Source organism: Streptosporangium sp. NPDC087985, assembly GCF_044741965.1.
GTDB lineage: Bacteria > Actinomycetota > Actinomycetes > Streptosporangiales > Streptosporangiaceae > Streptosporangium.
The window spans coordinates 99,505-123,864 of the sequence record NZ_JBIUTQ010000015.1; the positions used below are offsets into that span (position 1 = coordinate 99,505).

Annotated in this window: 22 protein-coding genes; 8 read left to right on the forward strand and 14 right to left on the reverse strand. The window is 68.2% G+C overall.

The window, feature by feature from the left end:
- Nucleotide 1: 1 nt before the first annotated feature.
- Entirely contained in the window at nucleotides 2–1,441 is a 1,440-nt protein-coding gene (locus tag ACIN94_RS24150) for a GuaB1 family IMP dehydrogenase-related protein (protein WP_400709953.1), read from the forward strand.
- Between the two features lie 66 nt (nucleotides 1,442–1,507).
- Here ACIN94_RS24150 and ACIN94_RS24155 read toward each other — a convergent pair whose 3' ends face one another.
- The 3 genes from ACIN94_RS24155 to ACIN94_RS24165 all read right to left on the reverse strand — a co-directional run bounded on the left by ACIN94_RS24155 (nucleotide 1,508) and on the right by ACIN94_RS24165 (nucleotide 4,953).
- A complete protein-coding gene (locus tag ACIN94_RS24155; RefSeq protein ID WP_400710174.1) occupies nucleotides 1,508–2,419 on the reverse strand; it encodes a carbohydrate ABC transporter permease in 912 nt (303 codons plus the stop codon).
- Nucleotides 2,420–2,531: 112 nt separating this feature from the next.
- Nucleotides 2,532–3,503, reverse strand: coding sequence for a carbohydrate ABC transporter permease (locus ACIN94_RS24160; RefSeq protein ID WP_400709956.1), 972 nt, complete (start codon nucleotides 3,501–3,503; stop codon nucleotides 2,532–2,534).
- 85 nt (nucleotides 3,504–3,588) lie between these two features.
- Nucleotides 3,589–4,953, reverse strand: coding sequence for an ABC transporter substrate-binding protein (locus ACIN94_RS24165; RefSeq protein ID WP_400709959.1), 1,365 nt, complete (start codon nucleotides 4,951–4,953; stop codon nucleotides 3,589–3,591).
- 193 nt (nucleotides 4,954–5,146) lie between these two features.
- Here ACIN94_RS24165 and ACIN94_RS24170 point away from each other — a divergent pair, with 193 nt between their 5' ends.
- The gene (locus tag ACIN94_RS24170) at nucleotides 5,147–6,526 is read left to right on the forward strand and encodes a GH1 family beta-glucosidase (RefSeq protein WP_400709962.1); all 1,380 of its coding nucleotides are present in this window, start codon (nucleotides 5,147–5,149) and stop codon (nucleotides 6,524–6,526) included.
- Nucleotides 6,523–7,521, forward strand: a complete 999-nt coding sequence (locus ACIN94_RS24175) for a LacI family DNA-binding transcriptional regulator (protein ID WP_400709965.1) — start codon at nucleotides 6,523–6,525, stop codon at nucleotides 7,519–7,521. The genes ACIN94_RS24170 and ACIN94_RS24175 overlap by 4 nt, the downstream gene beginning before the upstream one ends.
- Here the strand turns inward: ACIN94_RS24175 and ACIN94_RS24180 are convergent.
- The 5 genes from ACIN94_RS24180 to ACIN94_RS24200 form a co-directional block, all read right to left on the reverse strand.
- Nucleotides 7,505–8,500: a LacI family DNA-binding transcriptional regulator gene (locus tag ACIN94_RS24180; RefSeq protein ID WP_400709968.1), complete on the reverse strand. Its 996-nt coding sequence runs from the start codon at nucleotides 8,498–8,500 to the stop codon at nucleotides 7,505–7,507. The genes ACIN94_RS24175 and ACIN94_RS24180 overlap by 17 nt on opposite strands.
- 44 nt (nucleotides 8,501–8,544) lie before the next feature.
- Nucleotides 8,545–8,694 carry a hypothetical protein gene (locus tag ACIN94_RS24185; RefSeq protein ID WP_400709971.1) on the reverse strand — a complete coding sequence of 50 codons (150 nt, stop codon included), beginning with the start codon at nucleotides 8,692–8,694 and terminating at the stop codon, nucleotides 8,545–8,547.
- Nucleotides 8,691–9,542 (reverse strand): carbohydrate ABC transporter permease, encoded by an 852-nt coding sequence (locus tag ACIN94_RS24190; RefSeq protein ID WP_400709974.1) that lies wholly within the window; start codon nucleotides 9,540–9,542, stop codon nucleotides 8,691–8,693. The genes ACIN94_RS24185 and ACIN94_RS24190 overlap by 4 nt, the downstream gene beginning before the upstream one ends.
- Complete coding sequence (locus ACIN94_RS24195) at nucleotides 9,539–10,507, reverse strand: carbohydrate ABC transporter permease (RefSeq protein WP_400709977.1); 969 nt, start codon at nucleotides 10,505–10,507, stop codon at nucleotides 9,539–9,541. The genes ACIN94_RS24190 and ACIN94_RS24195 overlap by 4 nt, the downstream gene beginning before the upstream one ends.
- Nucleotides 10,508–10,585: 78 nt before the next feature.
- Nucleotides 10,586–11,914, reverse strand: a complete 1,329-nt coding sequence (locus ACIN94_RS24200; RefSeq protein ID WP_400709980.1) for an extracellular solute-binding protein — start codon at nucleotides 11,912–11,914, stop codon at nucleotides 10,586–10,588.
- A 500-nt stretch (nucleotides 11,915–12,414) separates the two neighbouring features.
- Here ACIN94_RS24200 and ACIN94_RS24205 point away from each other — a divergent pair, with 500 nt between their 5' ends.
- The 3 genes from ACIN94_RS24205 to ACIN94_RS24215 all read left to right on the forward strand — a co-directional run bounded on the left by ACIN94_RS24205 (nucleotide 12,415) and on the right by ACIN94_RS24215 (nucleotide 15,608).
- Nucleotides 12,415–12,789 carry an FKBP-type peptidyl-prolyl cis-trans isomerase gene (locus ACIN94_RS24205; protein ID WP_400709983.1) on the forward strand — a complete coding sequence of 125 codons (375 nt, stop codon included), beginning with the start codon at nucleotides 12,415–12,417 and terminating at the stop codon, nucleotides 12,787–12,789.
- A gap of 117 nt (nucleotides 12,790–12,906) precedes the next feature.
- Nucleotides 12,907–14,433, forward strand: a complete 1,527-nt coding sequence (locus tag ACIN94_RS24210) for an ATP-dependent DNA ligase (protein WP_400709986.1) — start codon at nucleotides 12,907–12,909, stop codon at nucleotides 14,431–14,433.
- 422 nt (nucleotides 14,434–14,855) lie between these two features.
- On the forward strand, nucleotides 14,856–15,608 hold the full coding sequence (locus ACIN94_RS24215) for a septal ring lytic transglycosylase RlpA family protein (RefSeq protein WP_400709990.1): 753 nt from the start codon (nucleotides 14,856–14,858) through the stop codon (nucleotides 15,606–15,608).
- 56 nt (nucleotides 15,609–15,664) lie between these two features.
- Here ACIN94_RS24215 and ACIN94_RS24220 read toward each other — a convergent pair whose 3' ends face one another.
- On the reverse strand, nucleotides 15,665–16,189 hold the full coding sequence (locus ACIN94_RS24220) for a DUF1707 and DUF4870 domain-containing protein (RefSeq protein WP_400709993.1): 525 nt from the start codon (nucleotides 16,187–16,189) through the stop codon (nucleotides 15,665–15,667).
- A gap of 257 nt (nucleotides 16,190–16,446) precedes the next feature.
- Here ACIN94_RS24220 and ACIN94_RS24225 point away from each other — a divergent pair, with 257 nt between their 5' ends.
- Nucleotides 16,447–16,785 carry a hypothetical protein gene (locus ACIN94_RS24225; RefSeq protein ID WP_400709996.1) on the forward strand — a complete coding sequence of 113 codons (339 nt, stop codon included), beginning with the start codon at nucleotides 16,447–16,449 and terminating at the stop codon, nucleotides 16,783–16,785.
- Between the two features lie 4 nt (nucleotides 16,786–16,789).
- On the opposite strand, the gene ACIN94_RS24230 is transcribed toward ACIN94_RS24225, so the two are convergent.
- The 5 genes from ACIN94_RS24230 to ACIN94_RS24250 form a co-directional block, all read right to left on the reverse strand.
- Nucleotides 16,790–17,926: a DUF4192 domain-containing protein gene (locus ACIN94_RS24230; protein ID WP_400709999.1), complete on the reverse strand. Its 1,137-nt coding sequence runs from the start codon at nucleotides 17,924–17,926 to the stop codon at nucleotides 16,790–16,792.
- Nucleotides 17,927–18,017: 91 nt separating this feature from the next.
- Entirely contained in the window at nucleotides 18,018–18,767 is a 750-nt protein-coding gene (locus tag ACIN94_RS24235) for an EI24 domain-containing protein (RefSeq protein WP_400710002.1), read from the reverse strand.
- Between the two features lie 95 nt (nucleotides 18,768–18,862).
- The gene (locus tag ACIN94_RS24240; RefSeq protein WP_400710005.1) at nucleotides 18,863–19,456 is read right to left on the reverse strand and encodes a Maf family protein; all 594 of its coding nucleotides are present in this window, start codon (nucleotides 19,454–19,456) and stop codon (nucleotides 18,863–18,865) included.
- An 86-nt stretch (nucleotides 19,457–19,542) separates the two neighbouring features.
- A complete protein-coding gene (locus ACIN94_RS24245) occupies nucleotides 19,543–20,490 on the reverse strand; it encodes a hypothetical protein (protein WP_400710008.1) in 948 nt (315 codons plus the stop codon).
- A gap of 177 nt (nucleotides 20,491–20,667) precedes the next feature.
- Nucleotides 20,668–21,942, reverse strand: a complete 1,275-nt coding sequence (locus tag ACIN94_RS24250) for an MFS transporter (RefSeq protein ID WP_400710011.1) — start codon at nucleotides 21,940–21,942, stop codon at nucleotides 20,668–20,670.
- A 519-nt stretch (nucleotides 21,943–22,461) separates the two neighbouring features.
- Between ACIN94_RS24250 and ACIN94_RS24255 the strand changes: the two genes are divergently transcribed.
- Nucleotides 22,462–24,219, forward strand: coding sequence for an ABC transporter family substrate-binding protein (locus tag ACIN94_RS24255; protein WP_400710014.1), 1,758 nt, complete (start codon nucleotides 22,462–22,464; stop codon nucleotides 24,217–24,219).
- Nucleotides 24,220–24,360 lie beyond the last annotated feature (141 nt).

Genomic DNA, 24,360 nt, shown 5'->3' on the forward strand with positions numbered 1-24,360 from the left:
CGTGAAGTTTCTCAATGAGATGGTGCCCGCCTACGACCTGACCTACAGCGACGTGTTCATGGTCCCGTCGCGGTCCTCCATCGGTTCCCGGCTCACCGTCGACCTGTCGACCGACGACGGCACCGGCACCACGATCCCGATCGTGGTCGCCAACATGACGGCGGTCGCGGGACGCCGGATGGCCGAGACCATCGCTCGGCGCGGCGGCATCGCCGTGATTCCGCAGGACATTCCGATCGACGTCGTCGCGGACGTCGTCAGCTGGGTCAAGGCCCGGGACCTGGTCCACGACACACCGCTCACGCTCACCCCGCACGCCACCGTCGGTGAGGCGCTCAACCTGCTGCCCAAGCGGGCCCACGGCGCGATCATCATCGTCGACTGGGAGAACCGGCCGGTCGGCGTGGTCACCGAGGGCGACTGCAGCGGCGTGGACATGTACACGCAGCTCTCCCAGGTCATGTCCGACCACCTGCTCACCCTGCCCGCCGGGCTCGACCCGCACGAGGCCTTCGACCGGCTCCACGGCGGCCGCCACCGGCTCGCCCCGATCGTCGACGGCGAGGGCCGGCTGGTCGGCATCCTGACCCGGACGGGCGCGCTCCGGGCCACGCTGTACAGGCCCGCGCTCGACGCCTCCGGCAGACTGCGCGTCGCCGCGGCCGTCGGTGTCAACGGTGATGTGGCAGCCAAGGCCAAGGAGCTTCTCGAAGCCGGGATCGACTGCCTGGTGGTGGACACCGCCCACGGGCACCAGGAGAAAATGTTCAGTGCGCTGCGGTCGGTCAGGGCGCTCGACCCGGGCGTGCCGGTGGCGGCGGGCAACGTCGTCACCGCCGAGGGGGTGCGCGATCTGGTCGAGGCCGGAGCCGACATCCTCAAGGTCGGTGTCGGCCCGGGGGCGATGTGCACCACCCGGATGATGACCGGCGTCGGCCGCCCGCAGTTCTCCGCCGTCCTGGAGTGCGCCGCCGAGGCCCGTCGCCTCGGCCGTCACATCTGGGCCGACGGCGGCGTACGGCACCCCCGCGACGTGGCCCTGGCCCTGGCCGCCGGAGCGGCCAACGTGATGATCGGCTCCTGGTTCGCCGGGACCTACGAGTCTCCCGGCGACACCCGCACCGACGCCGACGGCCGTAAGTACAAGGAGAACTTCGGCATGGCCTCGGCCCGCGCGGTGAAGCTCCGCACCGCCGAGGACTCCCCCTTCGAGCGGGCGCGCAAGGCGCTGTTCGAGGAGGGCATCTCCACCTCCCGGATGTATCTCGACCCGGTACGGCCCAGCGTCGAGGACCAGATCGACGCCATCGTGGCCGGTCTGCGCTCCTCGTGCACCTACGCGGGCGCCGCCACGCTGCGGGAGTTCCACGAGCGCGCGGTGGTCGGCATCCAGAGCTCGTCCGGCTACGCCGAGGGCATGCCGCTCCACCAGAGCTGGTAACTCCCGGACCGCACGCCCCGGCCGGGTCCGGGACCTGAGCACCGGTCCCGGACCTCCCCGGTGAGCTCAGCCCTTGACGCTGCCCGCCAGCAGACCGCGGACGAAGTAACGCTGCATCGACAGGAAGACGATCAACGGGATGATCACCGAGACGAACGCGCCCGAGGTCAGGCGCTGCCACTCGTTGCCCTTCGTGCCCGCCATCTGTGCCAGCCGTACCGTCATCGGAGCGGTCTCCGCGGTGCCGCCGGCGAAGATCAGGGCCACCAGCAGGTCGTTCCAGACCCAGAGGAACTGGAAGATGCCGAAGGTGGCCAGCGCGGGCCCGACCAGGGGCAGGACGAGCTTGCGCAGGATCGTGCCGTGGGTGGCGCCGTCCACCCTGGCGGCCTCCATCAGCTCACCGGGCAGCTCGGACATGAAGTTGTGGATCAGGAAGATGCCCAGCGGCAGCGCGAAGCAGGTGTGGGCGAACCAGACCTGGACGAAGCGGCCGGGGCCCTCCAGATCCCAGGCAGGCAGGAGGTGGACGCCGAAGACGTCCACGCCCTGGGAGAAGAACGACAGCAGCGGGACCAGCGCCATCTGCAGCGGCACGATCTGGAGCGCGAAGATGCCGATGTAGATCCATTCGCGTCCCCGGAACGGCAGCCAGGCCAGCGCGTAGGCGGCGAAGGTGGCCAGGGCCAGCGGGAGGAGCACCGAGGGGATCGTGATGACGATGGAGTTGATCAGGAAGCTGGCCATCTGGCCGGAGGACGAGGAGGTGCCGAACAGCACCTGCCGGTAGTTCTCCAGGGTGAGCTGCGGATCGGAGAAGAACGTCCACCAGCCGGTGGACTTGATCTGGTCCTCCGGGCGCAGCGAGGAGAGCAGCAGGCCGAAGGTCGGGGTGGTCCACAGGACCGCGATGACGATCGCGACCGCGCTGGCGATCTTGCCACTCAGCCTCCGCCGGACGCGCTGCGGCGCGGTCATGGCCTGGGGGCGCGCCACGGTCTCGGTCAATGTGGTCACGCGGACTCCTTCGCCGGCCACGCTGCCGTGGCGCCGTGTACGTCGGCTCGCCTCTGCATGTCGGCTCGCTCGCTCACCGGGCCTCCCGACGCTGGCGGATCTGGTAGATCACAATGGGCGTTACCAGGGCGAACAGGAAGACCGCGAGCGCCGCGCCCTTGCCGGTCTCGCCATACCGGAACGCCTGGTTGTACATCTCGTTGGCGATGACGCTGGTGTCGAACTGGCCGCCGGTCATCGTGCGCACGACGTCGAACAGCTTCAGCGTGGCGATCGACTGGGTGACCATGACCACGACCACAGCCGAGCGGATGGAGGGCAGCGTCACGCGGAAGAACATTTGCGTCGGGCTCGCCCCGTCCAGCCGGGCGGCCTCGACGATCTCGGCCGGAATTCCCTTGATCGCGGCGGAGAGCACCACGGTGGCGAAGCCCGCCTGGATCCAGACCATCACCGCGATCAGGAACAGGGTGTTCAGCGGGGGCTCCTGCAGCCACTGCTGGGGTTCGCCGCCCAGGAGGACCACGAGCTGGTTGAGCAGGCCGATCTGGTCCTGGTCCTCGGCGCGGTAGGCGTAGATGAACCGCCAGATGATGCTGGCGCCGACGAAGGAGATCGCCATCGGCAGGAAGACCAGCGACTTGGCGATCGACTCGAACCGGGTCCGGTCCACGATGACCGCGTAGATCAGCCCGACCGAGGTCACCACCACCGGCACGAGCAGGACCCAGATGAGCGTGTTGCGCAGCACGATCAGGGCCTCGGGCTGGGTGAACATCCAGGCGTAGTTGGTCAGGCCCACCCACTGCGTGCCGTCGCCACTCATGAACGACAGCAGGGTCGTCCGTATGGCGGGCACCACCAGGCCGATGCCGAGGAGGGCGAGCGCGGGCAGGAGCAGGATCGTCGCGTGGGACCAGGCCCGCCGCCGCATCGGGGCGCGGTCGACCAGCAACAGGATCACCGCGACCACCACGAGGAAGGCGGCGACGCCGATCAGCAGTTGGACGAACTTAGGCAGTTCGGCGGCAAAGTCGAAGTCCATCGGAGGGATCTCCAGGAAGGATCGGGCCGAGGGGACGACATGTCCGGTCCCGCAGACTGCACGGAACCGGACATGTCGGTGGAGATTAGGACTTAGGCCAAGAGGCGTCGATGTAGTCGAGGACGGTCTTGGTGTCCTTGCCGTTGATCCAGTCGGTCATGCCCTTCCAGAAGGTGCCCGCACCGACCGCGGCCGGCATCAGGTCCGAGCCGTCGAACCGGAAGATCGTGCTCGGGTCCTGCAGCATCTCCATGGAGAGCTTGTCGATCGGGTTCTGCGCCAGGGCCGGGTCCACGCCCTTGCGCGCGGTGACGTAGGTGCCCAGCTTCATCCGGGCCGCGGGGAACTCCGCAGAGGCGAGGTATGCCTGCATGGCCTGGACTTCGGGACGGTCGGCGAAGGCCGCCACGAACTCGCCCGCACCGAGGACCGGCTTCTTGGCCGGGTCGTTGCCGGGCAGGTAGAAGGCGAACACGTCGCCGTCCTCGGCCACCTTCGTGCCCTCGGGCCAGAAGTTGGCGTAGAAGGACGCCTGACGGTGCAGCGCGCACTTGCCCTGCGTGATCGGGACACCGCCCTCCTGGAAGGCCGTGCTGGCGATCGACTTCACCGGGCCGTAGCCACCGTTGACGAACTTCTCGTTCTTGAGGATCGCACCGACCTTGTCCACCGCCGCGACGACCTTGGGGTCGTTGAACGCGAGCTTGTGGCTCACCCAGTCGTCGTAGCCCTCGGGACCGACCTCGCGGAGCATGAGGTCCTCGATCCAGTCCGTGGCCGGCCAGCCGGTCGCGTCACCAGACTCGATGCCGGCGCACCACGGCTTGATGCCGGAGTCGGCGATGGTGCTGCTGAGGGTCATCAGCTCGTCCCAGGTCGTGGGGACGGTCCAGCCCTTCTCCTTGAACATCTTCGGCGAGTACCAGACGAAGGACTTCACGCTGGCACCCAGCGGCGCGCCGTAGAAGGTGCCGTCGACGGTCGCGTACTTGGCCCAGTCAGGCGACCAGCCCTCGCCGGTCAGCTTCTTCACCTCGTCCGAGGCGGCCTTGAGCTTGCCTGCCTTGGCGAAACGCTCCAGCAGACCCGGCTGCGGGAAGAAGGCGATGTCCGGCGGGTTGCCGCCGTCGGCGCGCACCTGGATCTGGGCCTCGAACTCGCCGGTGCCCTCATAGCTGATCTTCATCCCTGTACACGTCGCGAACGGCTTCCACGCCTGCTCGAAGAGGTCTGCCTCAACGTCGCGGATCGGGGAGTAGACACTGACGGTCTTACCGGCGTGGTCGCCATACTTACTGAAGGCCGCGCATTCAGCTGACGCGCTGCTGCTGCTGCCGCCTCCGTCCGCCGATGGCTTGGCCTCCGGGGATCCGCAGGCGGTGGCGACCAGTGCCAGCCCAATGGTGCCCGCCACCAGGGTGACGCGGTTGGCACGTGAGAGGAGCGACATGAACCTTCCTCCATATAAAGTTTCCGGGAAGCATGAGAGCGCTCTCTGGAGAGAATCGACTGCACACTCTCCGATGTCAATAACCGTGATATTACGGTTACAGCTCCATTTTGCTTGACATGCGACTCAGACAAACATGATGCTCCAGAGAGCGCTCTCACAGAATCGCCAAACAGAATGGAGTGGTGAGAATATGACCATTTCCACCGAAAAGTCCTCCGTCCTCATGGACTCCAACGTGCTGAGGTTTCCCGAGGGCTTCGTCTGGGGCGCCGCCACCGCGGCCTACCAGATCGAGGGCGCGGCTCGGGATGACGGCCGGGGTCCTTCCATCTGGGACACCTTCTCCCGGACCCCGGGCAAGGTGCACGCCGGGCACACCGGTGACGTGGCCTGCGACCACTACCACCGCTATCCCGAAGACGTCCGCCTCATGGGCGACCTGGGCCTTTCCGCCTACCGCTTCTCCATCTCCTGGCCTCGCATCCAGCCCGACGGATCCGGTCCGGCCAACCCGCGCGGCCTGGACTTCTACGACCGCCTGGTGGACGAGCTGCACGGGACGGGCATCACCCCGATCGTGACGCTCTACCACTGGGACCTGCCGCAGACCCTGGAGGATCGGGGCGGCTGGACCAGCCGGGAGACCGCCGAACGGTTCGCCGAGTACGCCGGGATCGTCCACGCGCGGCTGGGTGACCGGGTCGAGACGTGGACCACGCTGAACGAGCCATGGTGCTCGGCCTTCCTGGGCTACGCGTCAGGCATCCACGCGCCGGGCCGTACCGAGCCGGGGCTGGGCTTCGCCGCCACCCACCACCTGCTGCTCGGCCACGGGCTGGCGGTCGGGGCGCTACGCGCGGCGGGGGCGGCTCAGATCGGCATCACGCTCAACCTCGCACCAGTGCTCGGTGACGACGCCGAGGCGGCGTCCATCGTGGACGGCCTGCAGAACCGGATTTTCCTGGATCCGGTTCTGCGCGGGGAGTACCCCGCCGACGTGCTCGAACGGGCCGGTCACTTCACCGACTGGTCCTTCGTCAAGGACGGCGACCTGGAGATCATCAGCCGGCCGATCGACCTGCTGGGCGTGAACTACTACAGTCCGCAGACCGTGATCGCCCGCACCGGCGAACCCGCCAACTCCGTCTACCCCGGCAGTGAGGGGATCGCCTTCCCCAGCCCCGACGTGCCCAAGACCGCGATGGGCTGGCCGGTCCAGCCGTTCGGGCTGACCGACCTTCTGGTGCGGCTGTCGCGGGACTACCCCGGCACCCCGCTGATCATCACCGAGAACGGCGCGGCCTTCGACGACGTCATGGAGGACGGCCAGGTCCACGACGCGGACCGCGTGTCCTACCTCGACGGGCACCTGCGCGCCGCCCACGCCGCCATCGAGGCCGGCGCCGACCTGCGCGGCTATCTGGTCTGGTCGCTGCTGGACAACTTCGAGTGGGCCGAGGGCTACAACAAGCGGTTCGGCATCGTGCACGTCGACTACACCACGCAGAACCGCACCCCCAAGGACAGCGCGCTCTGGTACAGCGGGGTCGTCCGCCGGAACGGGCTGTGAGGGACCGGCCGACTCTGGAGAAGGTCGCCGCCCGGGCGGGAGTGTCTCGGGCGACCGCCTCACGGGTGATCAACGGCTCCTCCCGGGTGGCTCCGCAGATCCGTGAGGCGGTGAACCGCGCCGTGGAGGAGCTGGGCTACGTCCCCAACCAGGCGGCGCGGAGCCTGGTCACCCAGCGGGCCGACTCGATCGCGCTGGTCTTTTCCGAGCCCGCGGCCCGTATCTTCTCTGACGACCCGACCTTCGCCGGGATCATCCGGGGGGTCAGTATGGAGATCGAGAAAGCCGACAAGCAGCTCGTGCTGATGCTCACCAGCCCGGACGGGAGCTACCACCGGGTCGAGCGCTACGCCGGCAACGGCCATGTGGACGGCGTGATCATCGCGTCGATGCACGGGGCCGACCCCCTGCCGGGAATCCTGACCCGGCGAGGGGTGCCGGTGGTCTGCAGCGGTCGGCCCCGCGTGCCCAGCGACCTACCGTACGTGGACATGGACAACGCCGGCGGTGCCGAGCGCGCGGTCCGGCACCTGGTGGAACAGGGGCGCTGCCGGATCGCGACCATCGCCGGCCCCCAGGACATGATCGCGGGGATGGACCGGCTCACCGGCTACCGCAACGTCCTGCGTGACTCCGACCGCCGTTCCATCGTCGCGGTCGGCGACTTCACCCGCGAGTCCGGCGCCGTCGCCATGCGCCAGCTCCTGGCAGACGATCCGGATCTCGACGCGGTGTTCGCCGCCAACGACCTGATGGCGCTGGGTGCGCTGCGGGCGCTGCGCCAGGCGGACCGCCGAGTCCCCGGCGACGTCGCCGTCGTCGGCTTCGACGACATCCCCGCCGCGGCCTACGCCGAGCCTCCGCTGACCACCGTCCGCCAGCCGACCGTGGAGATGGGGCGACGGCTGGCGCGCATGGCGCTGAACCCGGAGGAGAGGGCGCCGCTGGTGCTCCCCACCGAGCTGGTGGTACGGGAGTCTACGAGGACAACCTGACGACGAGCTCCGTGGGCATGATCAACGGGTCGGCAGGGCCGTCCGACAGGAGGCCGAGCAGCAGGCGGACCATGGCCGCGGCCTGCTCCGCGTGCGGGTTGTGGATGGTCGTGAGCGGCGGTTCGGTGTAGCGGGCGGCCTCGATGTCGTCATAGCCGACGACGGCGACGTCGTCGGGAATGCGGCGCCCCGCCTGGCGCAGCGCGTGCATGGCGCCGATCGCCATCAGGTCGTTGGCGGCGAACACCGCGTCGAGATCCGGATCGTCTGCCAGGAGCTGGCGCATGGCGACGGCGCCGGACTCGCGGGTGAAGTCGCCGACCGCGATGATGGAACGGCGGTCGGAGTCACGGAGCACCTGCCGGTACCCGGTCAGCCTGTCCTGCCCGCCGATCATGTCCAGCGGCCCGGCGATGGTCGCGATCCGCCGTCTGCCCCGCTCCAGCAGATGGCGTACGGCGGTGACCGCGCCGTCCACGTTGTCGTTGTCCACATACGGGATGGCGACCGGCACCGCCGGCCTGCCGTACGAGACGACCGGGACGCGCAGCCGGGTGAGCGCGACGGGCAGCGGGTCGGCGCCATGACTCGACACGAGCATGACACCGTCCACATGACCGCCGGCAATGTATTTCTCCACCCGGGCGTGGCTCTGCGGCGATCCGGCCAGCAGGAGCACGACCTGCATGTTCACGGCCTCCAGCTCGATGCTGGCCGAGCGGATCACCGTGGAGAACATCGGATCGTCGGAGAACACCCGGTTCGGGGACTCCGAGACGACCAGCGCGACCGAGTTGGTCCGCTGGGTGACCAGGTTCCTCGCCGCCCCGTTGGGGACGTAGCCGAGTTCGTTCACCGCCCGCATCACCGTGTCGCGGATGTCCGGGGTCACCGTGGTCTGGCCGTTCACCACCCGGGAGACGGTCGACCGGGAGACCCCGGCCCGGGCGGCGACCGCCTCCAAGGTGGGTCGTCTCATCTCTGGTTCCCCCGCAGTCCGTTCCGCTTGATGACCTCGTGACATCACAGCGCGCTGTCTTCGAGCAGGCGCCGCTGGACGGCGGAGTCGGCATGCGCGATGCCGGGCCTACGCCGGTCCCCCTCGGCCCACTCCGAATTATCCAGCAGCGACCCGACTGGATGGCCCCGCGCGTCCGCCCTCGCGGCTGTCATCCCTTCACCGCTCCCTGCATGATTCCTCCGATGATCTGCTTACCGAGCAGCGCGAACACCACGACCAGAGGCAGGGTGCCGAGCGTGGTACCCGCCAGGCCGAGCACGTAGTCGTTGACATATCCGCTGGCCAGCGTGGACAGGGCGACCTGCACCGTCGGATCCTCCGGGGTCAGGACGACCAGTGGCCAGAAGTAGTCGTTCCAGACCGACATGAAGGTGAGCATGCCGAGCACGGCCGCCGCCGGACGGGCGGCCGGAAGCACGATGTGCCAGAACAGACCCCAGGTGGTGCAGCCGTCGACCCTGCCGGCCTCCAGCAGCTCGGTCGGCAGCGCCCGGGAGAGGTACTGGGTCATGAAGAACACGCCGAACGCGTTGACGAGCGCGGGCACGATCAGCGCGTACATGGTGCCGGTCCACTCCAGCTTCACCATCAGCATGTACAGCGGGATGATGCCGAGCTGGGTCGGCACCATCATGGTCGCCACGGTGAGCAGGAGCAGGGCGTTGCGGCCGCGGAAGCGCAGCTTGGCGAAGGCGAACCCGGCCAGCGTGGAGAAGAACATCACCGCGATCGCGACGGAGCCGGAGACCAGGACGGAGTTGACCATCGCCAGGGCGAAGGGAACGGTGTCGAAGACGCGGGCGACGTTGGCGAAGAAGTTCCCGCCCGGAATCAGCGGCGGCGGGACGTCCGCCAGGGCCGCGTTGTCACGGGAGGCCACCACGACGCTGTAGTAGAGCGGCAGCATCGAGAAGAACGCCACCGCGGCCAGCGTGAGATAGGTGAGCCTGCGGGCGGCCTCGGAGCGCCGGGCCCCGGAGACGGCGGTGCGGGTGCTCACGTCAGCCCTCCCTTCGAGCGGCGGGTGAGCAGGTAGTTGACACCTGCGACCAGGACGATGAAGACGAACATCATCCAGGAGATGGCCGAGGCGTAGCCGAAGTCGAGCTTGGTGAAGTTCTCGTAGATGAACAGCGAGAGCGTCTGGTACTGCCGGTCCACCCCTCCGGTGATGAGGTAGGAGCCGAACAGCAGCGGCTCGGCGAGAATCTGCATGGCACCGATCGTCGAGGTGATCACGACGAAGACGATCGTGGGCCTGATCATCGGGATGGTGATCCTGCGGAGCTGGGTCAGCCCGCTCGCGCCGTCGATGGTGGCCGCCTCGTACAGCTCACGCGGCACGGCCTGCATGGCCGCCAGGAAGATCAGCGCGTTGTAGCCCGTCCACCGCCACATGATCATGATGGAGATGGCGACGTGGGAGCTCAGCACCCCCTCGGTCCAGGCGACGCCCCCGACGCCGAACAGCGACAGCATCCAGTTGATCATGCCGAAGTCACGGCCGAAGAGCTGGCTGAAGATGACCACCACCGCGACCACGCTGGTCACGTTGGGCAGCAGCAGCGTGACGCGGAAGAAGGTCTGCGCCCGCAGCGGCCGGTTGAGCAGGTGGGCCAACCAGATGGACAGCAGGAGCTGCGGAAGCGTGGACAGCACCCCGATGGACAGGGTGTTGAAGGTGGCGTTCCAGAAGTAGTCGTCGGCGAGCAGCGTCCTGAAGTTCTCCAGGCCGACGAAGGGCTGTTCGTCCCGGAGCAGCGTCCACTCGTGCAGGCTCACCCAGGCGGTGTAGGCCAGGGGGAACAGCCCGAACGCGGAGAACAGCAGGAAGAACGGGGCCACGTAGGCGTACGGCGAGGCCTTGACATCGAGCTGGTGGACCAGGTGGCGGCGGAAGCGGCGAGGTCGCACCGGCCTGTTCGGTGGGACCGCCGCCAGGCGATCCGGTGCGCGGGTGGCCATGGCAGCTCCTTTCGGCGATTCGTTGGGCGACGGGACGCGGGTGGCCGACCGGTGCGAGACCAGTCGGCCGAAGGGCGACTACTTGATCCTGCTGACGTCCTTGAGCGCCTGCGTCCAGGCTTCCTCCGCGTTCTGCTTGCCCTGGTCGACCCGCTGGAGGCCGTTGCCGATCGCCTGCAGGATGTCACCGCCCTTGGGGCCCACGGGCTGCGGCTTGAGCGCCTTGGCGGCGTCGGTGAAGATCTTGCCGATCGGCGCGTTGCCGAAGTACGGGTTGACGTACTCCGCCACCGCGGGGTCGTCGTACAGCGAGGGCAGCGAGGGCAGCGCGCTGGCCTCCTTGAAGAGCTGGATCTGGCTCTCCTTGCTGGTCAGCAGGTCGATCAGCTCCGCGGCCTCCTTGGGGTGCTTGCCCTGCTTGGGCAGCATCAGGTGGGTACCGCCCTGGTTGCCGCCGCCACCGGGCACCGCGGCGATGTCCCAGGTGCCCTCACCGGGCTTCTGGTCCTTGATCGTGCCGGTCTTCCAGGCCGGGCAGACCATGGTGGCGAAGGTGCCCTTGGCGATTCCGGTGTTCCACGGCGGCGAGAAGGCGGCGAGGTTGGCGGAGAGACCGTTGTCGATCATCTTCACGCCCATGTCGTAGGCCTTGCGCACCTCGGGGTTGGTGGCGGCGACGATGTTGTACTGGTCGTCGTAGAAACCGACGGGGGCCTGCTCGACCATGGCGCGGAAGTGCTCACCGGGACCGTCGGTGAACTTGGCGCCCGCCACCTTGGCCGCGACGAACTTCTTGCCGGTCTCGACGTAGGCGTCCCAGGTCGGCCAGAGCGCCGACACCTCGTCACGGTCGGTGGGCAGGCCGGCCTTCTTGAACAGGTCGGGGCGGTAGCACATGGCCAGACCGCCGATGTCGGTGCCCAGTCCCAGGAGCGAGGAGCCGTCGTTGGAGACGCCCAGCTTCCACTTCCAGTCGAGGTACTCGCTCTGGCGCTTGTCCAGGCCGTAGTCCTTGAGGTTGTAGAACTTGTCGGGCACGGGGGTGAAGGAGGCGATGTAGCCGCCCTCGACGGCCACGACGTCCGCGGCGCCCGCTCCGGTGGTGAGCTGCGTGATGAGGTTGGTGTGGTGGTCGTTGAACTGCGCGCGGCGCTCCACGATCTCCACGTTGGGGTGGGTCTTCTTGAACTCCTCGTACAGCGGCGCGAAGTGGAAGTCGCTGAACAGCCCGACGGTCAGCTTGATCTTCTCTGCCGGCTGGGAGACATTCCCCGTGTTCCCGGTGTTCGCGGTGTTCCCGGTACTTCCGGTGGCGCCACCGCTGTCACCGCCGCAGGCGGTGAGGCCCAGGGCCAGGGCGGAAACGGCGACCATTGGGGCGAGGAACCGGTGGCGCAACTTACGCATGGAACCCTCCTAGAGTCCTCATGAGTGATCATGGAGAGAGCGCTCCCTGAGCAGATTGAGGCCAGCGGGATTACGTGTCAACGACTCTCCGGATAACAATCGCCGTTATCCGTCCGACCCAATTTGGAGAGCGCTCTCCCAAATTTTCTCGCATTTTCGCAGGTCAAAATAGGTGTCGAGCTCCCTTTACAAGATCAATGGAGCGCCCCCAGAGGGAGATGTCACGTTAACGTCTCGGGGCGGCCGGCCTTCCTGGCACCGCTCTGAAGCCTTGACAGCCCCGGCGGACCCGGCCAATCTCTGTTATAGAGAGCGCTCCCTAATGTTCTCCGGCAGGGGCCCGCGCCCCGTCGGCCACCCGCGGCGTGGATGCCGCTCGCTCCGGTGAAGACGGCGCCGGGGCTGTCGTGTCCCTCTGTCTCTCATCCGGCCGCCGGACCCCGTAGAGTCGTCCGGCCGGTCGGAAATCAACCGGCGCGTATCCAATCAAGGAGAACCACGTGGCACTGGAGAAGCCGGAGATCGACTTCCCGGAGGGCAACGCGCCCACGGAGCTGCAGATCGTCGATATCGTCGAGGGAGACGGCCCGGAGGCCAAGCCGGGACACCGGGTCAGCGTGCACTACGTCGGCGTCGCCTTCTCCACCGGCGAGGAGTTCGACGCTTCGTGGAACCGCGGTGACGCCTTCGACTTCCAGCTGGGGGGCGGCCAGGTCATCGCGGGCTGGGACCAGGGTGTCGCGGGCATGAAGGTCGGCGGCCGTCGCCGTCTCACCATCCCGCCCCACCTCGGCTACGGCAACCGCGGCGCGGGTGCCCGTATCAAGCCGGGTGAGACGCTCATCTTCGTCGTGGACCTGCTCGGCGTCAGCTGACGTTCCACCGGTGGGCCGCTCCTCCACGCGGAGCGGCCCCTCCCCCGGGTCGGATCACTCCGAAAAGCGCGGGTCCGCTCTGTCTGAACGGCACCCCCGGCTCTTAGGCTGGGCCTTGTGCTGTTGATCGATCTTGCGCGCACCTCCGCAGCCGTGGCCGCCGGCTCCGCCAGGCTGTCCAAGATCGGCCATCTCGCGGAACTGCTCGGCCGGGTCGAGCCGGCCGAGGCGGAGATCGCCATCGCCTACCTCTCCGGCGAGCTGCCACAACGCCACATCGGCGTGGGCTGGGCCGGCCTGCAGGATCCGCCGGACCCGCGCCTGGCCGCGACCGCCACCCTGCGCCAGGTCAACGACCTCCTCGACCGCATCAAAGCCCAGGCCGGTCCAGGCTCCCAGGCTGCGCGCAGAGCCCTGATCACCGAGCTGTTCGGCGCGCTCACCCGTCAGGAGCAGACCTTCCTGTTCCGGCTGCTCCGCAGCGAGCTGCGGCAGGGCGCGCTGGACGGGGTGATGGTCGAGGCCATCGCAGAGGCGTCCGCGGTGCCGGTGGCCGAGGTCCGGCGGGCACTGACCCTCCGTGGCTGGCTGCCGGCCGTCGGCGCCGCCGCGTTGAGCGGCGGGGTCGAGGCGTTGCGCGCCTTCCACCTGGAGGTCGGCCGCCCGGTGTCACCGATGCTCGCGCAGAGCGCCACCTCCGTCGCCGCCGCCCTGGGCAAGCTCGGAGGTCCGGCGGCGATCGAGTGGAAGCTCGACGGTGTACGGGTTCAGGCACACCGCTCCGGTGACGCGGTGAGCGTTTTCACCCGGACCCTCGACGACATCACCGCCCAGGTGCCCGAGCTGGTCGAGGCGGTCCGCACCCTGCCCTCCGAGGACCTCGTCCTGGACGGCGAGGTCCTCGCGCTACGCCCCGACGGTCGCCCCGAGCCCTTCCAGGTCACCTCCGGCCGCGTGTCCAGCCGCCTCGACGTGGCCCGGGCCCGCGAGAGGACCCCGCTGCGTGTGTTCTTCTTCGACGCCCTGCGGGTGGACGGCGCCGACCTGCTCGAACTGCCGGGCGAGACACGCCATGCGGCACTGGCCTCGGCCGTGCCCCCGGAGCTGGTGACCCCCCGTCTGGTCACCGACGACGTGGCGCGTGGCGAGACGTTCTTCAAGGACGCCCTCAGAGGCGGCCACGAGGGTGTGGTGGTCAAGTCGCTGCGGACGCCCTACGCCGCGGGGCGGCGTGGAGCCGGCTGGATCAAGGTGAAGCCCCGGCACACTCTCGACCTGGTCGTCCTCGCCGTCGAGTGGGGCAGCGGCCGCCGCGAGGGCAGACTCTCCAACCTGCACCTGGGCGCCCGCGATCCGCGGACCGGTGGATTCGTCATGCTCGGCAAGACCTTCAAGGGGCTGACCGACGAACTGCTCGCCTGGCAGACGGAGCGTTTCCTGGCACTCGCCGACGGTCCCACCGACGGCTGGACGGTCGCCGTCCGCCCCGAGCTCGTCGTCGAGATCGCGTTCGACGGAGTCCAGCAGTCCAGCCGCTATCCCGGTGGCATGGCACTCCGCTTCGCCCGGGTGATCCGCTACCGGCCCGACAAGAGCGCCGACGAGGCCGACACCGTGGAGATGGTGCGCTCCCTCATGCTCTGACCGGGTCCGCCGTCCGCACGCCGCACAGGATGGCGGGCCCTTTACGGCCACGCGCCACGCAGGATGACGGGTCCTTTACGGCCGCACGTCACGCAGGATGGCACGTCGACGTTCCGCCGGCCTGCTCATGATTCATCACGCGCGCCTGCGACGCCGGGCGGTCCGGGAGATCATCACCTCCCCAAAGTTGTCGATCCATGACCTGGATTAGGCGGATCTTCTACTGAATAGATCCACTTTCTTGACCAAAGTGTCATAAATCACGATTCTCCCATTAACTTGCCTTTACTGATGGTTTGTCGCATATTGTCAACCGCATTACGGCGGGAAACACCCCTGAACCCCGCCGCTGTGGTCGGCCGGCGCGTCCCCCTCCCCCTTGCCCGTACGGCCCTCCCGTGTCCTGTCCCCGACTTTGGACCGTGATCTCCTTGGGCCTGCACTCCTCCCCTCCGTCCCCCCGCACCTCACCCTCGAAAAAATCACCGGCGAGCAGGCAGCGCCTGGCCACGCTGGCCGCCGGTGCCATAGTGGTGGCCGTGGCCTCGGCCACCGTCTGGGCGATCTCCACCGACGGCAACGCCTCACAGACGACCGTCTCCGCCGGTCTGGCCGGGGCCCGCTCCCCCGCAATCGTCCCTGCCGACTCCGCCTCCCCCCAGCAGGCGACAGCCGGGAACGCGACGGCCACCGCTGACGAGATCACCGCCCCATCTGCCACCCCGTCGGCCGGTCCGGCCGCCACACCCACGGCGACACCGGGCGAGAACCGTCCCTCCCCGGCGAAGAGCGCATCGGGCGACGCCGGGGCCACCATGCCGGCCGGCACGCCGAAGACCGGGAAGTCCCGCACTCCCGATGTCGCCGCCAAGCCGAAGGTGCACGTGATCTCCGCGGGGAACTGCGGTGCCTCGTTCTACGATGAGCCGCAGATGACGGCCAGCGGCGAGCGCTTCAACCCGCAGGCGATGACCGCCGCGCACAAGACCCTCCCCCTGGGGAGCAAGGTCCGGGTGACCAACCCCGCCACCGGCGAGTCGGTGACGGTCCGGATCAACGACCGCGGTCCCTACGTGGGCGGACGCTGCCTCGACCTGTCCAAGGCCGCCTTCTCCGCCATCGGCAGCACCGGCGCCGGTGTCATGCAGGTGAAATACGAGGTCCTGGGCACCTGATTCCGTCCCTCCCACCCGTGCTCGGCGTGACGCGGCACCAAACTGCCCGAGTGACGCTACTTCACGGGGCGTAGCGTGAACGGGTAGCGGAAGTCGCCTTCGCCCAGTGCCGCCAGGCCGCCGACCACGGACAGGACCATGCCTCCGATCCAGAGCACGGGGGTCAGCACGACGCCCACCACGGTGATCGCCAGCAGGACGGTGGCCCCGAGCAGGGTCAGCTGAAAGTTGAGCGCCTCCACCGCGTGCCTGCGGATGTAGGGCGAGGTCTTGCCCCCGGTGAGCATCATGATCAGAGGGCCGATCAGCAGCAGGCCGGTCAGCGGCAGCAGGTGCGCCGCAGCCGCCCCCAGGCGTTCCCCTCCCGATTCCGCCCGCACGGGGTGGTGGTGGCCTGGCGCCACCTGGCCCCTCATGGGCGGATGAAGTGCGGAGGCCGCCGGGCGCGAGCCGTACAGCTCGTGCATGATCGGCATAAGGTCGCCGTGGACGCGCGCCGTCATCGCCCGTTCCAGCCGGTCGTCGAACTCGAACTTGTCGTAGCGTCCCTCTGCGTAGGCGGCCTTGACATGCTCGACCACCTGATCACGATCCTGGTTGGTCACCCTGAGGTTGACGTGATCCGGCTGCGGGCCAGGGGCCGGCATGCCCTCGTGCCACGGGCTCGCCGATGATGCTGCTGTGCCTGCCATGGGACCGACATACCTTTCGTCGTCGCTTTGCCTCCCATGTTTGTCGATGATTTTCGTCCGGTCTATCCGGATGAACCCTTGGATGTCCCTTAGAGTCCACCCTGGCTCTCCACCATGAAATGCCCTGGAGATGTATATAAGTAGTCATGAGATGGCGGGATCGCTATGGGTTGAGGCGTCTTCGTGGACCGAAGATCGCCAAGTTCGACCGTGAGGCAACCGACGCGGACGTCGAGGCGCTCATCGCCTTCGCGAAGTCGCGTCGTGGCGTGGAGTTCTACGTCGAACCGGAGACCTTCGCGACGGACACCACGGCGATGGCGGTCGCGGACGACGGCGAGTGGACCCGGCGCAGGGTCGGCTCACCCGCGGTGATCCGCAAGGTGGCTCATGGCCTGTCCCTTCCCGTCTATGACGTGCAGCTGACCGGCTACCCGCCCCGGATGCGGGCCTACAACGAGCGCCGTAAACGCGCCGAGAGCTGACCGGCTACCCGGCCGGGGCCTCCGGTTTCTCCGCGGTCTCCGGCTCCTCCAACAGGGAGATCACGGGGAGCAGCCAGGCCTTTCGGGGGCTGCCCATCTCCTGGTCCAGCTCCTCAGGGCTGGGCATCCTCTCTCTCAGCACCTGCGGTGGGAGCAGATGGTGGAGTGCGTGCATGAGCAGCTTCGCCATCGAGTATCCCGGATCGATCTCGCATGCGCGGATGAGGGCGATGCCGGCCAGCGCGGAGTCACCGGCACACCAGGCGACCACACCGAGCAGCGACGCGGCAGGCGGCACGAATCTCGGCTCCAGCCGCCGGGTGAGGTCCTGCCAGAGCCTGCGATGGACGTCGTTGGCGGCGTTGGCGGCGAGCGCCCACGCCTCGTCCCGGATCCGGATCACCGCCAGGTCCAGTCCCAGCCTGACCGCCTGATCATCATCGAGCCGCTCGCCGGCAGCGTACGTGGCGATCGCCGCGCGGACACGGGCCACCCCGTCGGCGACGAACTCCGTGGCGAACCCTCCGAGGTCTTCGCATCCGGCGAGCCTGCCTCTCAGCTCCTCGGTGACGCGGGCGGTGGCCTGGCGCATGGCCAGCCGGGCGGCCCCGTCGAAGGGGTCGAGGGAGCGCTCCAGGGTCTCGCGGTCGGGCAGGGCGACCAGCCCGTGCACGGTGGCCTCGGCGGCGATCGCGCTGGCCCCCTGCTCGTACGGCGTGCCGTCGGCCGGGCAGCAGTCCGGCCGGGAACAGATGTAGGACCAGTAGCGGCCGTTCTCCACCCGGAGCACGTCGACGAGCGTGACGCCGCCCTGGCGCAGAAGCACGACGGCCACGTCCACAGCAGGGGTCACCAGCGGACCCGGACCGTAGCCGATGACGATGACCTGGCCGACCCGCTCCTTGCGGAGCAACGTGATGATCTGACCGAGCCCGGAGGCGGTCAGCGGAAGGTCCCATCGGACGGTCAGGTGGAGCCGTCCCCGGGGCGGCCTCCCCTTCAGTCCGATCAGTACCAGACTCTCGGCGGGGTGGAATCCCGCGAGGTACGGCACGGCACCGAGGACGTCCTCGGTGGAGCCGAGAAGAAGGTGCGGCTGAGAGTCGGGTGGGACAGGCAGGGCGGGGATGTCGGTTGTCATGGCCGAGAGTTTCGCCGGATTCCGGCTACGCCATCGCGCCGAACCTCGATCTGTGGACGCCCGGGCCACCGCCCAGAGCCCTGTGGAAAACTCAGACAGGCGCGAGGTGCGTTCTGACCATGATCGCCCCACCCGCGACGGCGGCGGGCATCGCGACCACCGCCCCCAAGGGGATGAGGAAGACCAGGAAGAGGAGCACTCCGAAGCCGAGTGCCACGGCCTTGTTCCCCCGGAGGACGGCGAAACGGTTCTTGCGCGCCATGCCCCGGCGCTCCATGGCCAGCGCGGTGAGCTCGACCGTGAGGAAGAAGCCCGAGACCAGGGCGCCCAGCACCGGAACCGCCGTCTGCCCGATCACCGGCACGAAGCCGAGAAAGAACAGCGGGACGGTGAACAGCAGCACGTATCCAAGGGTGATCAGACTGTCCCTGATGGATCTGGGGATCGACCTCCAGAGCGGGATCTCGTGTCCACTCGGCACTTCGCCGTAGGTCTCCTCGACCTTTTCCGAGAGCTTCTCGTAGAAGGGATCACCGACGATCAGGGTCACCGCGGTGAAGGTCACCACGGACAGCACCAGCCCGGCGCCGACGATCAGCAGTCCGACCAGTGCCCGGAAGGTGGTCCGCGCCGCGTGGCCCCACCCGTCCGCGAACGGTGTCGCCCACCCGGCGAGGCCTCCCGCGTTGGTGCCGAGGAGGTACAGGCCGATCACGTAGATCACGAACACGATCAGGGCCGGGATCAGCCCGAACAGCCACCATCGGGGGTTACGCACGACCCAGTGCAGTCCATGAAGAAAGAACTTTATGCCGTCCACAAAAGAACGGAAATGACCCATGCCCGGAAGGTTAGCGGGTTCAATGGATCATCACACGTCGACGCCGGGACCACCGCTCGGCGCTCCGCCGTACCCGGCCTGGTGGGCGAGGGAGGTCAGCCGCTCTGCCAGAGGGTGGGCAAGGAGACGCCGAGAGCGGTGAAGAGGCGGCGGAGGAGGGGAAGGGAGATGCCCAGGACGTTGCCGTGGTCGCCCTCGATGCCGTCGACGAACCAGCCTCCCGGACCGTCCAGGGTGAAGGCTCCCGCGACGCGGAGGGGCTCGCCGGTGGCGACGTAGGCGGCGATCTCGACGTCTGTGGGGGTGCCGAAACGTACGACCGTGGCGCCTACTTCCGCCACTTCCCGTCCACCGGCGGCGTCGATCACACAGTGGCCGGTGAGCAGGCGGCCCTCACGGCCGCGCATGCCCTGCCAGCGGGAGACGGCCTCCTCGGCCGTGAGCGGCTTGCCATAGGCCTGACCGTCGAGCTCCAGCACCGAGTCGCAGCCGATGACCAGGCCATCGGTCAGGTCCCGCGCCACGACCGCCGCCTTGGCGCGGGCCAGCGCGAGGCAGAGCTCGCTCGGAGTGTCGGCGATGACAGCCTCCTCGTCCACTCCGCTGACGATCACCTTGGGATCGAGCCCGGCACTGCGGAGCAGGGCGAGGCGGGCGGGCGAGGCGGAGGCGAGAACGATCTGAGTCACGTCAATCGAGCCTAGCGCGGGTTCATCCCTCCTCGTCGACGGGCGACGGAGAGGGATGCACGGAGCGATCCCCACCCGAGGAGGACTTACTCCACCCGGATCGAGGAGATCGCGGTGTTGATGTCACGCCAGTATGCGCGCTGGGCATCGGGGATCGTCACGAAGACCATGGCGGGCTTCTCGCCGGGGACCTCCATCACGGCGACGGCGGCCATGGAGAAACGGGTCTTGGTCTTGACCTTGTACTTCACCCGGTAGGCGAGCAGCCAGCCGTCCTTGATCGGCTGGGACGCGGTCCACGCGATCTCGCCGCCCCTGGGGTGGTGGTTGAGCGTCCAGCGGGCGGCCAGCAGGGCGGTCTCCCTCGGGGTCGCCTGCACCTTGATGGGCACGGGACAGCTCACCAGCATCGCCCGGGTGACCTCGCCCTTCACCTCCGGCAGCACCTGCTTGGTGGAGAACGGCGCGGCGCCGTACGTCTTCCACGGCTTGGCGAGCCGGGCCAGCGACACTCCCGACCTGTCGTCCCGCAGGCGGAGTTTGGCCGAGTGCTCCTTACCGGGCAGCCGGGCGAACCGCTTGTCGTCCGGCATCCCGGGAATGCGCGGGTCGGACAGAGCCACGACCACGGCCGCGCTCCGCCCCTGCGCGCCGGCCGCGCTCACGGCCGGCGAGGGCGACGGGGACACCGGGGACTCTGACGCCGGAAGATCTGACGCCGGGAGAGAGGGCGTCGGCGAGCTGAAACCGGGCGAGGGTGTCGCGGCAGATGGCGCGGCGATCGGCCCCGACGCCTCCTCGCCCGGCTGACCTGAGGAGCCGGAGTACACCAGCCCGACCACGGCCGCGACGGCTGCCACGGCCACCGCGGTGACCACGGCCAGGATCCGGTAGATCACGCGCATCGGCAGGTCGCCGATGCGGGACCTCCTGACCGGTGACCCCGGCAGGTTGACCGATGATCTCGGTGGGCTGTCAACCTCCACCTTCGGCAACTCGGACGTGTCCGCCTCGGCAGTCACATACGCCGGCACAGAACCCGTCCCCCGGGTCCCCGGAGTCCCATCCAACCCATCGAGCACGATCGGGAGCGTACGACAAATCCGGTTTTCCCGTGCGCGATCCCCATCACACTTCGGGAACGAGTGCCTTCCCATATGGGGCGGAACGCCTGCCTGCGATGATCCGGTGGCCGCCGACCGGCTCGTCTCTCACGGTTTCGAAGACGCCTTCCTGGCGATGGCGAGCGACATCAGGGCGGCGATCAGGCAGAGGAATCCGGCGACGTACCAGGCGAGGTCGTAGGCGCCGAAGTGGTCGCGGGTGAGTCCCGCGCCCACCGCGGCGACGGCGGCGCCGACCTGGTGTGAGGCGAAGACCCAGCCGAACACCACGGCACCCTCGGCGCCGTAGATCTGCCGGCACAGGGCCACGGTGGGCGGGACGGTGGCCACCCAGTCGAGGCCGTAGAAGATGATGAAGACGAGCATGCTGGGCTCGGCGGTCGCCCCGAACAGGCTGGGCAGGATCATCAGCGACAGCCCGCGCAGCCCGTAGTAGGCGCCGAGCAGGATCCGGGAGTCGACCTTGTCGCTCAGCCAGCCGGACGCGATGGTCCCGGCGACGTCGAAGATCCCGACCAGCGCGAGCAGGCCGGCGGCGGTCGGCTCGGCCATCCCGTGGTCGTGGGCCGCGGGGATGAAGTGGGTGCCGACCAGGCCGTTGGTGCTCATCCCGCAGATCGCGAACCCGCCCGCGAGCAGCCAGAAGGGGCGGGTCCGCGCGGCGCTTCCCAGCACGGTGAGCGCTTGTGCGGCGGCCCCGCCGGCCCTGACGGGCGGGAGAGCGGTGACCGCGCCAGGGTCGGCCCCCAGGGCGGTGGTGCCCACCTCCTCCGGGCGGTCGCGCAGCAGGAACCAGACGAGGGGGACCACGGCGAGGGCGGCGACGGTGACCGTGACGGCCGCCGAACGCCACCCCTGCGCGGCGGCCAGGTGGGCGAGGACGGGCAGGAAGATGAGCTGCCCGGTGGCGCCGCCCGCGGTGAGGATTCCGGTGACGAGGCCGCGGTGGCGGACGAACCAGCGGTCGGTGAGCGTGGCGGCGAAGACCAGGGCCATCGACCCGGTGCCGAGCCCGACCAGGACGCCCCAGCACAGGACGAGCTGCCAGGGGGCGTTCATCAGGATGGTGAGCCCGCTGCCCGCCGCGACGAGCAGGAGTGCGCAGGACACCACCCGGCGCATGCCGAAGCGGTTCATGAGAGCGGCGGCGAACGGAGCGGTCAGGCCGTAGAGCATGAGGTTGACCGAGACGGCCAGTGAGATCGTGCCGCGGGACCAGCCGAACTCCTCCTGGAGCGGGGTGATCAGCACGCCGGGCGTGGCCCGGAACCCTGCCGCGCCCAGGATCGCCACGAACGCGACTCCCGCCACGATCCAGGCGCGGTGCAGCCCACGCTTACGCGTCTGAAGAGTCGTTGTCATGGCACCAATCATGGGGCCGACTCCGCGCGCGAAACGGCCCAACAGTCCGATATGGGACAGGAAGCCTTTCGCGGAAAAGGAATTCCCGTCCGGACCACCCGCGCCAGGTTCTGCGGAGTGATCGGCACTGTCCACTGGGGCGGGCCGACGCGGAGGGTTCGCGAGCCGAACAGCCTCGCAGCTTGATCACTTTAAGTGACTACATGCGCGATCTCTGGCGAGTTTTCGCACGATGGTATCGCATGTTCGCCCATCAAGGATCTTCTTGATCACGCTTCAGTTACCCTCCGTCATCTCACGTATTGGGACTATTCGGTCAAACGTTACGTTTTTCCTGATCTTTACTAATTGAGGAGTTTCGCGCTTTGCGCCCGACTTTGTTACAGCTTGGGGCGGCGCCGGTCTCAGGTCTGCAACACCCCAGTCGTCCTACTTGTCCAGGAGAGAGTTGCGGTGCTCAGCTTTGTTCGACCAATGCTGGCGGCTGACCTCAGACCCGACAATTAAAGGAGTGCTGGCGTGTTCCAATCGCGGACATCTGGCAAGTTTCTAGCTGCTGTGGCGGGAGGTGCGCTCCTGCTGACCGCCTGTGCGGGTAACGACACCGAGGCGAGCAAGCCGACCGCGTCGGACTCGGCGTCAGCCTCGGCTCCGGCGGCTCCGGCGGCTCAGACCATCACGTATGCCTTCGACCAGGAGTTCAGCTCCTACAACGGCAACACCGGCGCGGAGAACGCGTCCCGCAACAACATGCCGCTGCAGCGAGTGCTGACCGGTTTCTGGTATTACGGCGGCGACGGCGCGGTGACCCCGGACACGGACTTCGGCACCTACGAGAAGACCTCCGACGACCCGCTGACCGTCAAGTACACGATCAACCCCGCGGCCGTCTGGTCGGACGGCACGCCGATCGACTGTGACGACCTGGTCCTGGCCTGGGCGGCGAACTCCGGAAAGGTCAAGGGCTTCTCCACCGCCGGCACCACCGGCTGGGAGCTCACCTCGGCCCCCGACTGCGAGAAGGGCGGCAAGGAGGTCACGCACGTCTACTCCGAGCCGTTCGCCGACTGGCACGGCTCCCTCTACGCCCAGGGCTCGATCATGCCCGCCCACGTGGTGGAGAAGCAGGGCAACATCTCCGAGGAGGAGTTCCTCGCCGCCGTCAAGGCCGGTGACGACAAGAAGCTCGCCGACGCGATCAAGTTCTACAACGACGGCTGGATCATGAAGGGCACGCTGCTCAGCGAGGACCTGATCCCGTCCTCCGGCCCGTACAAGCTCTCCAAGCTCGACGCCGGGCAGTCGCTCACCGCCGTGGCCAACGACAAGTACTGGGGCGCCAAGCCGACGATCCAGACGGTCGTCGAGCGCATCATCGCGCTGGACCAGCAGGCCCAGGCCCTGGAGAACGGCGAAATCAACATCGCCGCCCCGCAGCCCGGCCCCGACGTGCTCAACCAGCTGAACGCCCTGCAGGGTGTCACGGTCAAGAGTGGTCCGCAGTACTTCTACGACCACCTCGACTTCAACCTGGACTCCAGCCCGTTCAAGGACCGCACCCTGCGTGAGGCCTTCGCCAAGTGCGTGCCCCGGCAGCTGATCGTCGACAACCTGATCAAGCCGCTGAACCCCGACGCCCAGATCCTGCAGGCTCGCATCACCGCCAGCGTCCAGGCTTCCTACCCTGACATCGTCGCCGGCCTGGGCGGCGAGGAGAAGAAGTACGACACGGTCGACATCGAGGGCGCCAAGGCCCTGCTGGAGAAGGCCGGTAAGGTCGGCCTCGAGGTCAAGATCGGCTACAAGACCCCGAACCCCCGCCGCACCTCGGTCGCGCAGCTGATCGGCGACTCCTGCAACAAGGCCGGCTTCAAGATCAAGGACAACGGTAGCGAGGACTTCTTCGGCACCGGTCTGGCCAACAACACCTACGACGTCGCCCTCTTCGGCTGGATCGGCTCCGACCTGATCAGCGGCAGCACCTCGACCTACACCTCCGTCAAGAAGTGCGACTCCGAGCACAAGGGCAACAACAACGGCTGCTACTCGAACAAGAAGGTCGACGAGCTGCTGAAGAAGGCCAACGGGACGACCGAGAAGGCCGAGCAGACCCCGCTGCTCGCCGAGGCTGAGAAGATCATGTGGGAGGACCTGGCCACCATCCCGCTCTACGAGAACCCGAACCTGACCGCGTGGTCCGAGGGCGTCGGCAACGTCATCCCGAACCCGACCCAGGCCGGCATCAGCTGGAACATGGACAAGTGGACCATCAGCTAGTCTCATCGCCCCAAACCGCTGATCGCCTCGGCGGTTGACGGCACATCATCCACCGCAGGGCCGGGAGCGGGAAGGCCACAAGCCCTCCCGGTCCCGGCCCTGATCCATGTAGCCCCTCTTCCAAGAACGGGAGGTGACGAA

Bases quoted from the DNA above. Each gene is read 5' to 3' on its own strand.
- ACIN94_RS24155 (WP_400710174.1), bottom strand. From the start codon at position 2,419: ATGACCGCGCCGCAGCGCGTCCGGCGGAGGCTGAGTGGCAAGATCGCC.
- ACIN94_RS24160 (WP_400709956.1), bottom strand. From the start codon at position 3,503: ATGGACTTCGACTTTGCCGCCGAACTGCCTAAGTTCGTCCAACTGCTG.
- ACIN94_RS24165 (WP_400709959.1), bottom strand. From the start codon at position 4,953: ATGTCGCTCCTCTCACGTGCCAACCGCGTCACCCTGGTGGCGGGCACC.
- ACIN94_RS24170 (WP_400709962.1), top strand. From the start codon at position 5,147: ATGACCATTTCCACCGAAAAGTCCTCCGTCCTCATGGACTCCAACGTG.
- ACIN94_RS24180 (WP_400709968.1), bottom strand. From the start codon at position 8,500: ATGAGACGACCCACCTTGGAGGCGGTCGCCGCCCGGGCCGGGGTCTCC.
- ACIN94_RS24185 (WP_400709971.1), bottom strand. From the start codon at position 8,694: ATGACAGCCGCGAGGGCGGACGCGCGGGGCCATCCAGTCGGGTCGCTG.
- ACIN94_RS24195 (WP_400709977.1), bottom strand. From the start codon at position 10,507: ATGGCCACCCGCGCACCGGATCGCCTGGCGGCGGTCCCACCGAACAGG.
- ACIN94_RS24200 (WP_400709980.1), bottom strand. From the start codon at position 11,914: ATGCGTAAGTTGCGCCACCGGTTCCTCGCCCCAATGGTCGCCGTTTCC.
- ACIN94_RS24225 (WP_400709996.1), top strand. From the start codon at position 16,447: ATGAGATGGCGGGATCGCTATGGGTTGAGGCGTCTTCGTGGACCGAAG.
- ACIN94_RS24230 (WP_400709999.1), bottom strand. From the start codon at position 17,926: ATGACAACCGACATCCCCGCCCTGCCTGTCCCACCCGACTCTCAGCCG.
- ACIN94_RS24235 (WP_400710002.1), bottom strand. From the start codon at position 18,767: ATGGGTCATTTCCGTTCTTTTGTGGACGGCATAAAGTTCTTTCTTCAT.
- ACIN94_RS24250 (WP_400710011.1), bottom strand. From the start codon at position 21,942: ATGACAACGACTCTTCAGACGCGTAAGCGTGGGCTGCACCGCGCCTGG.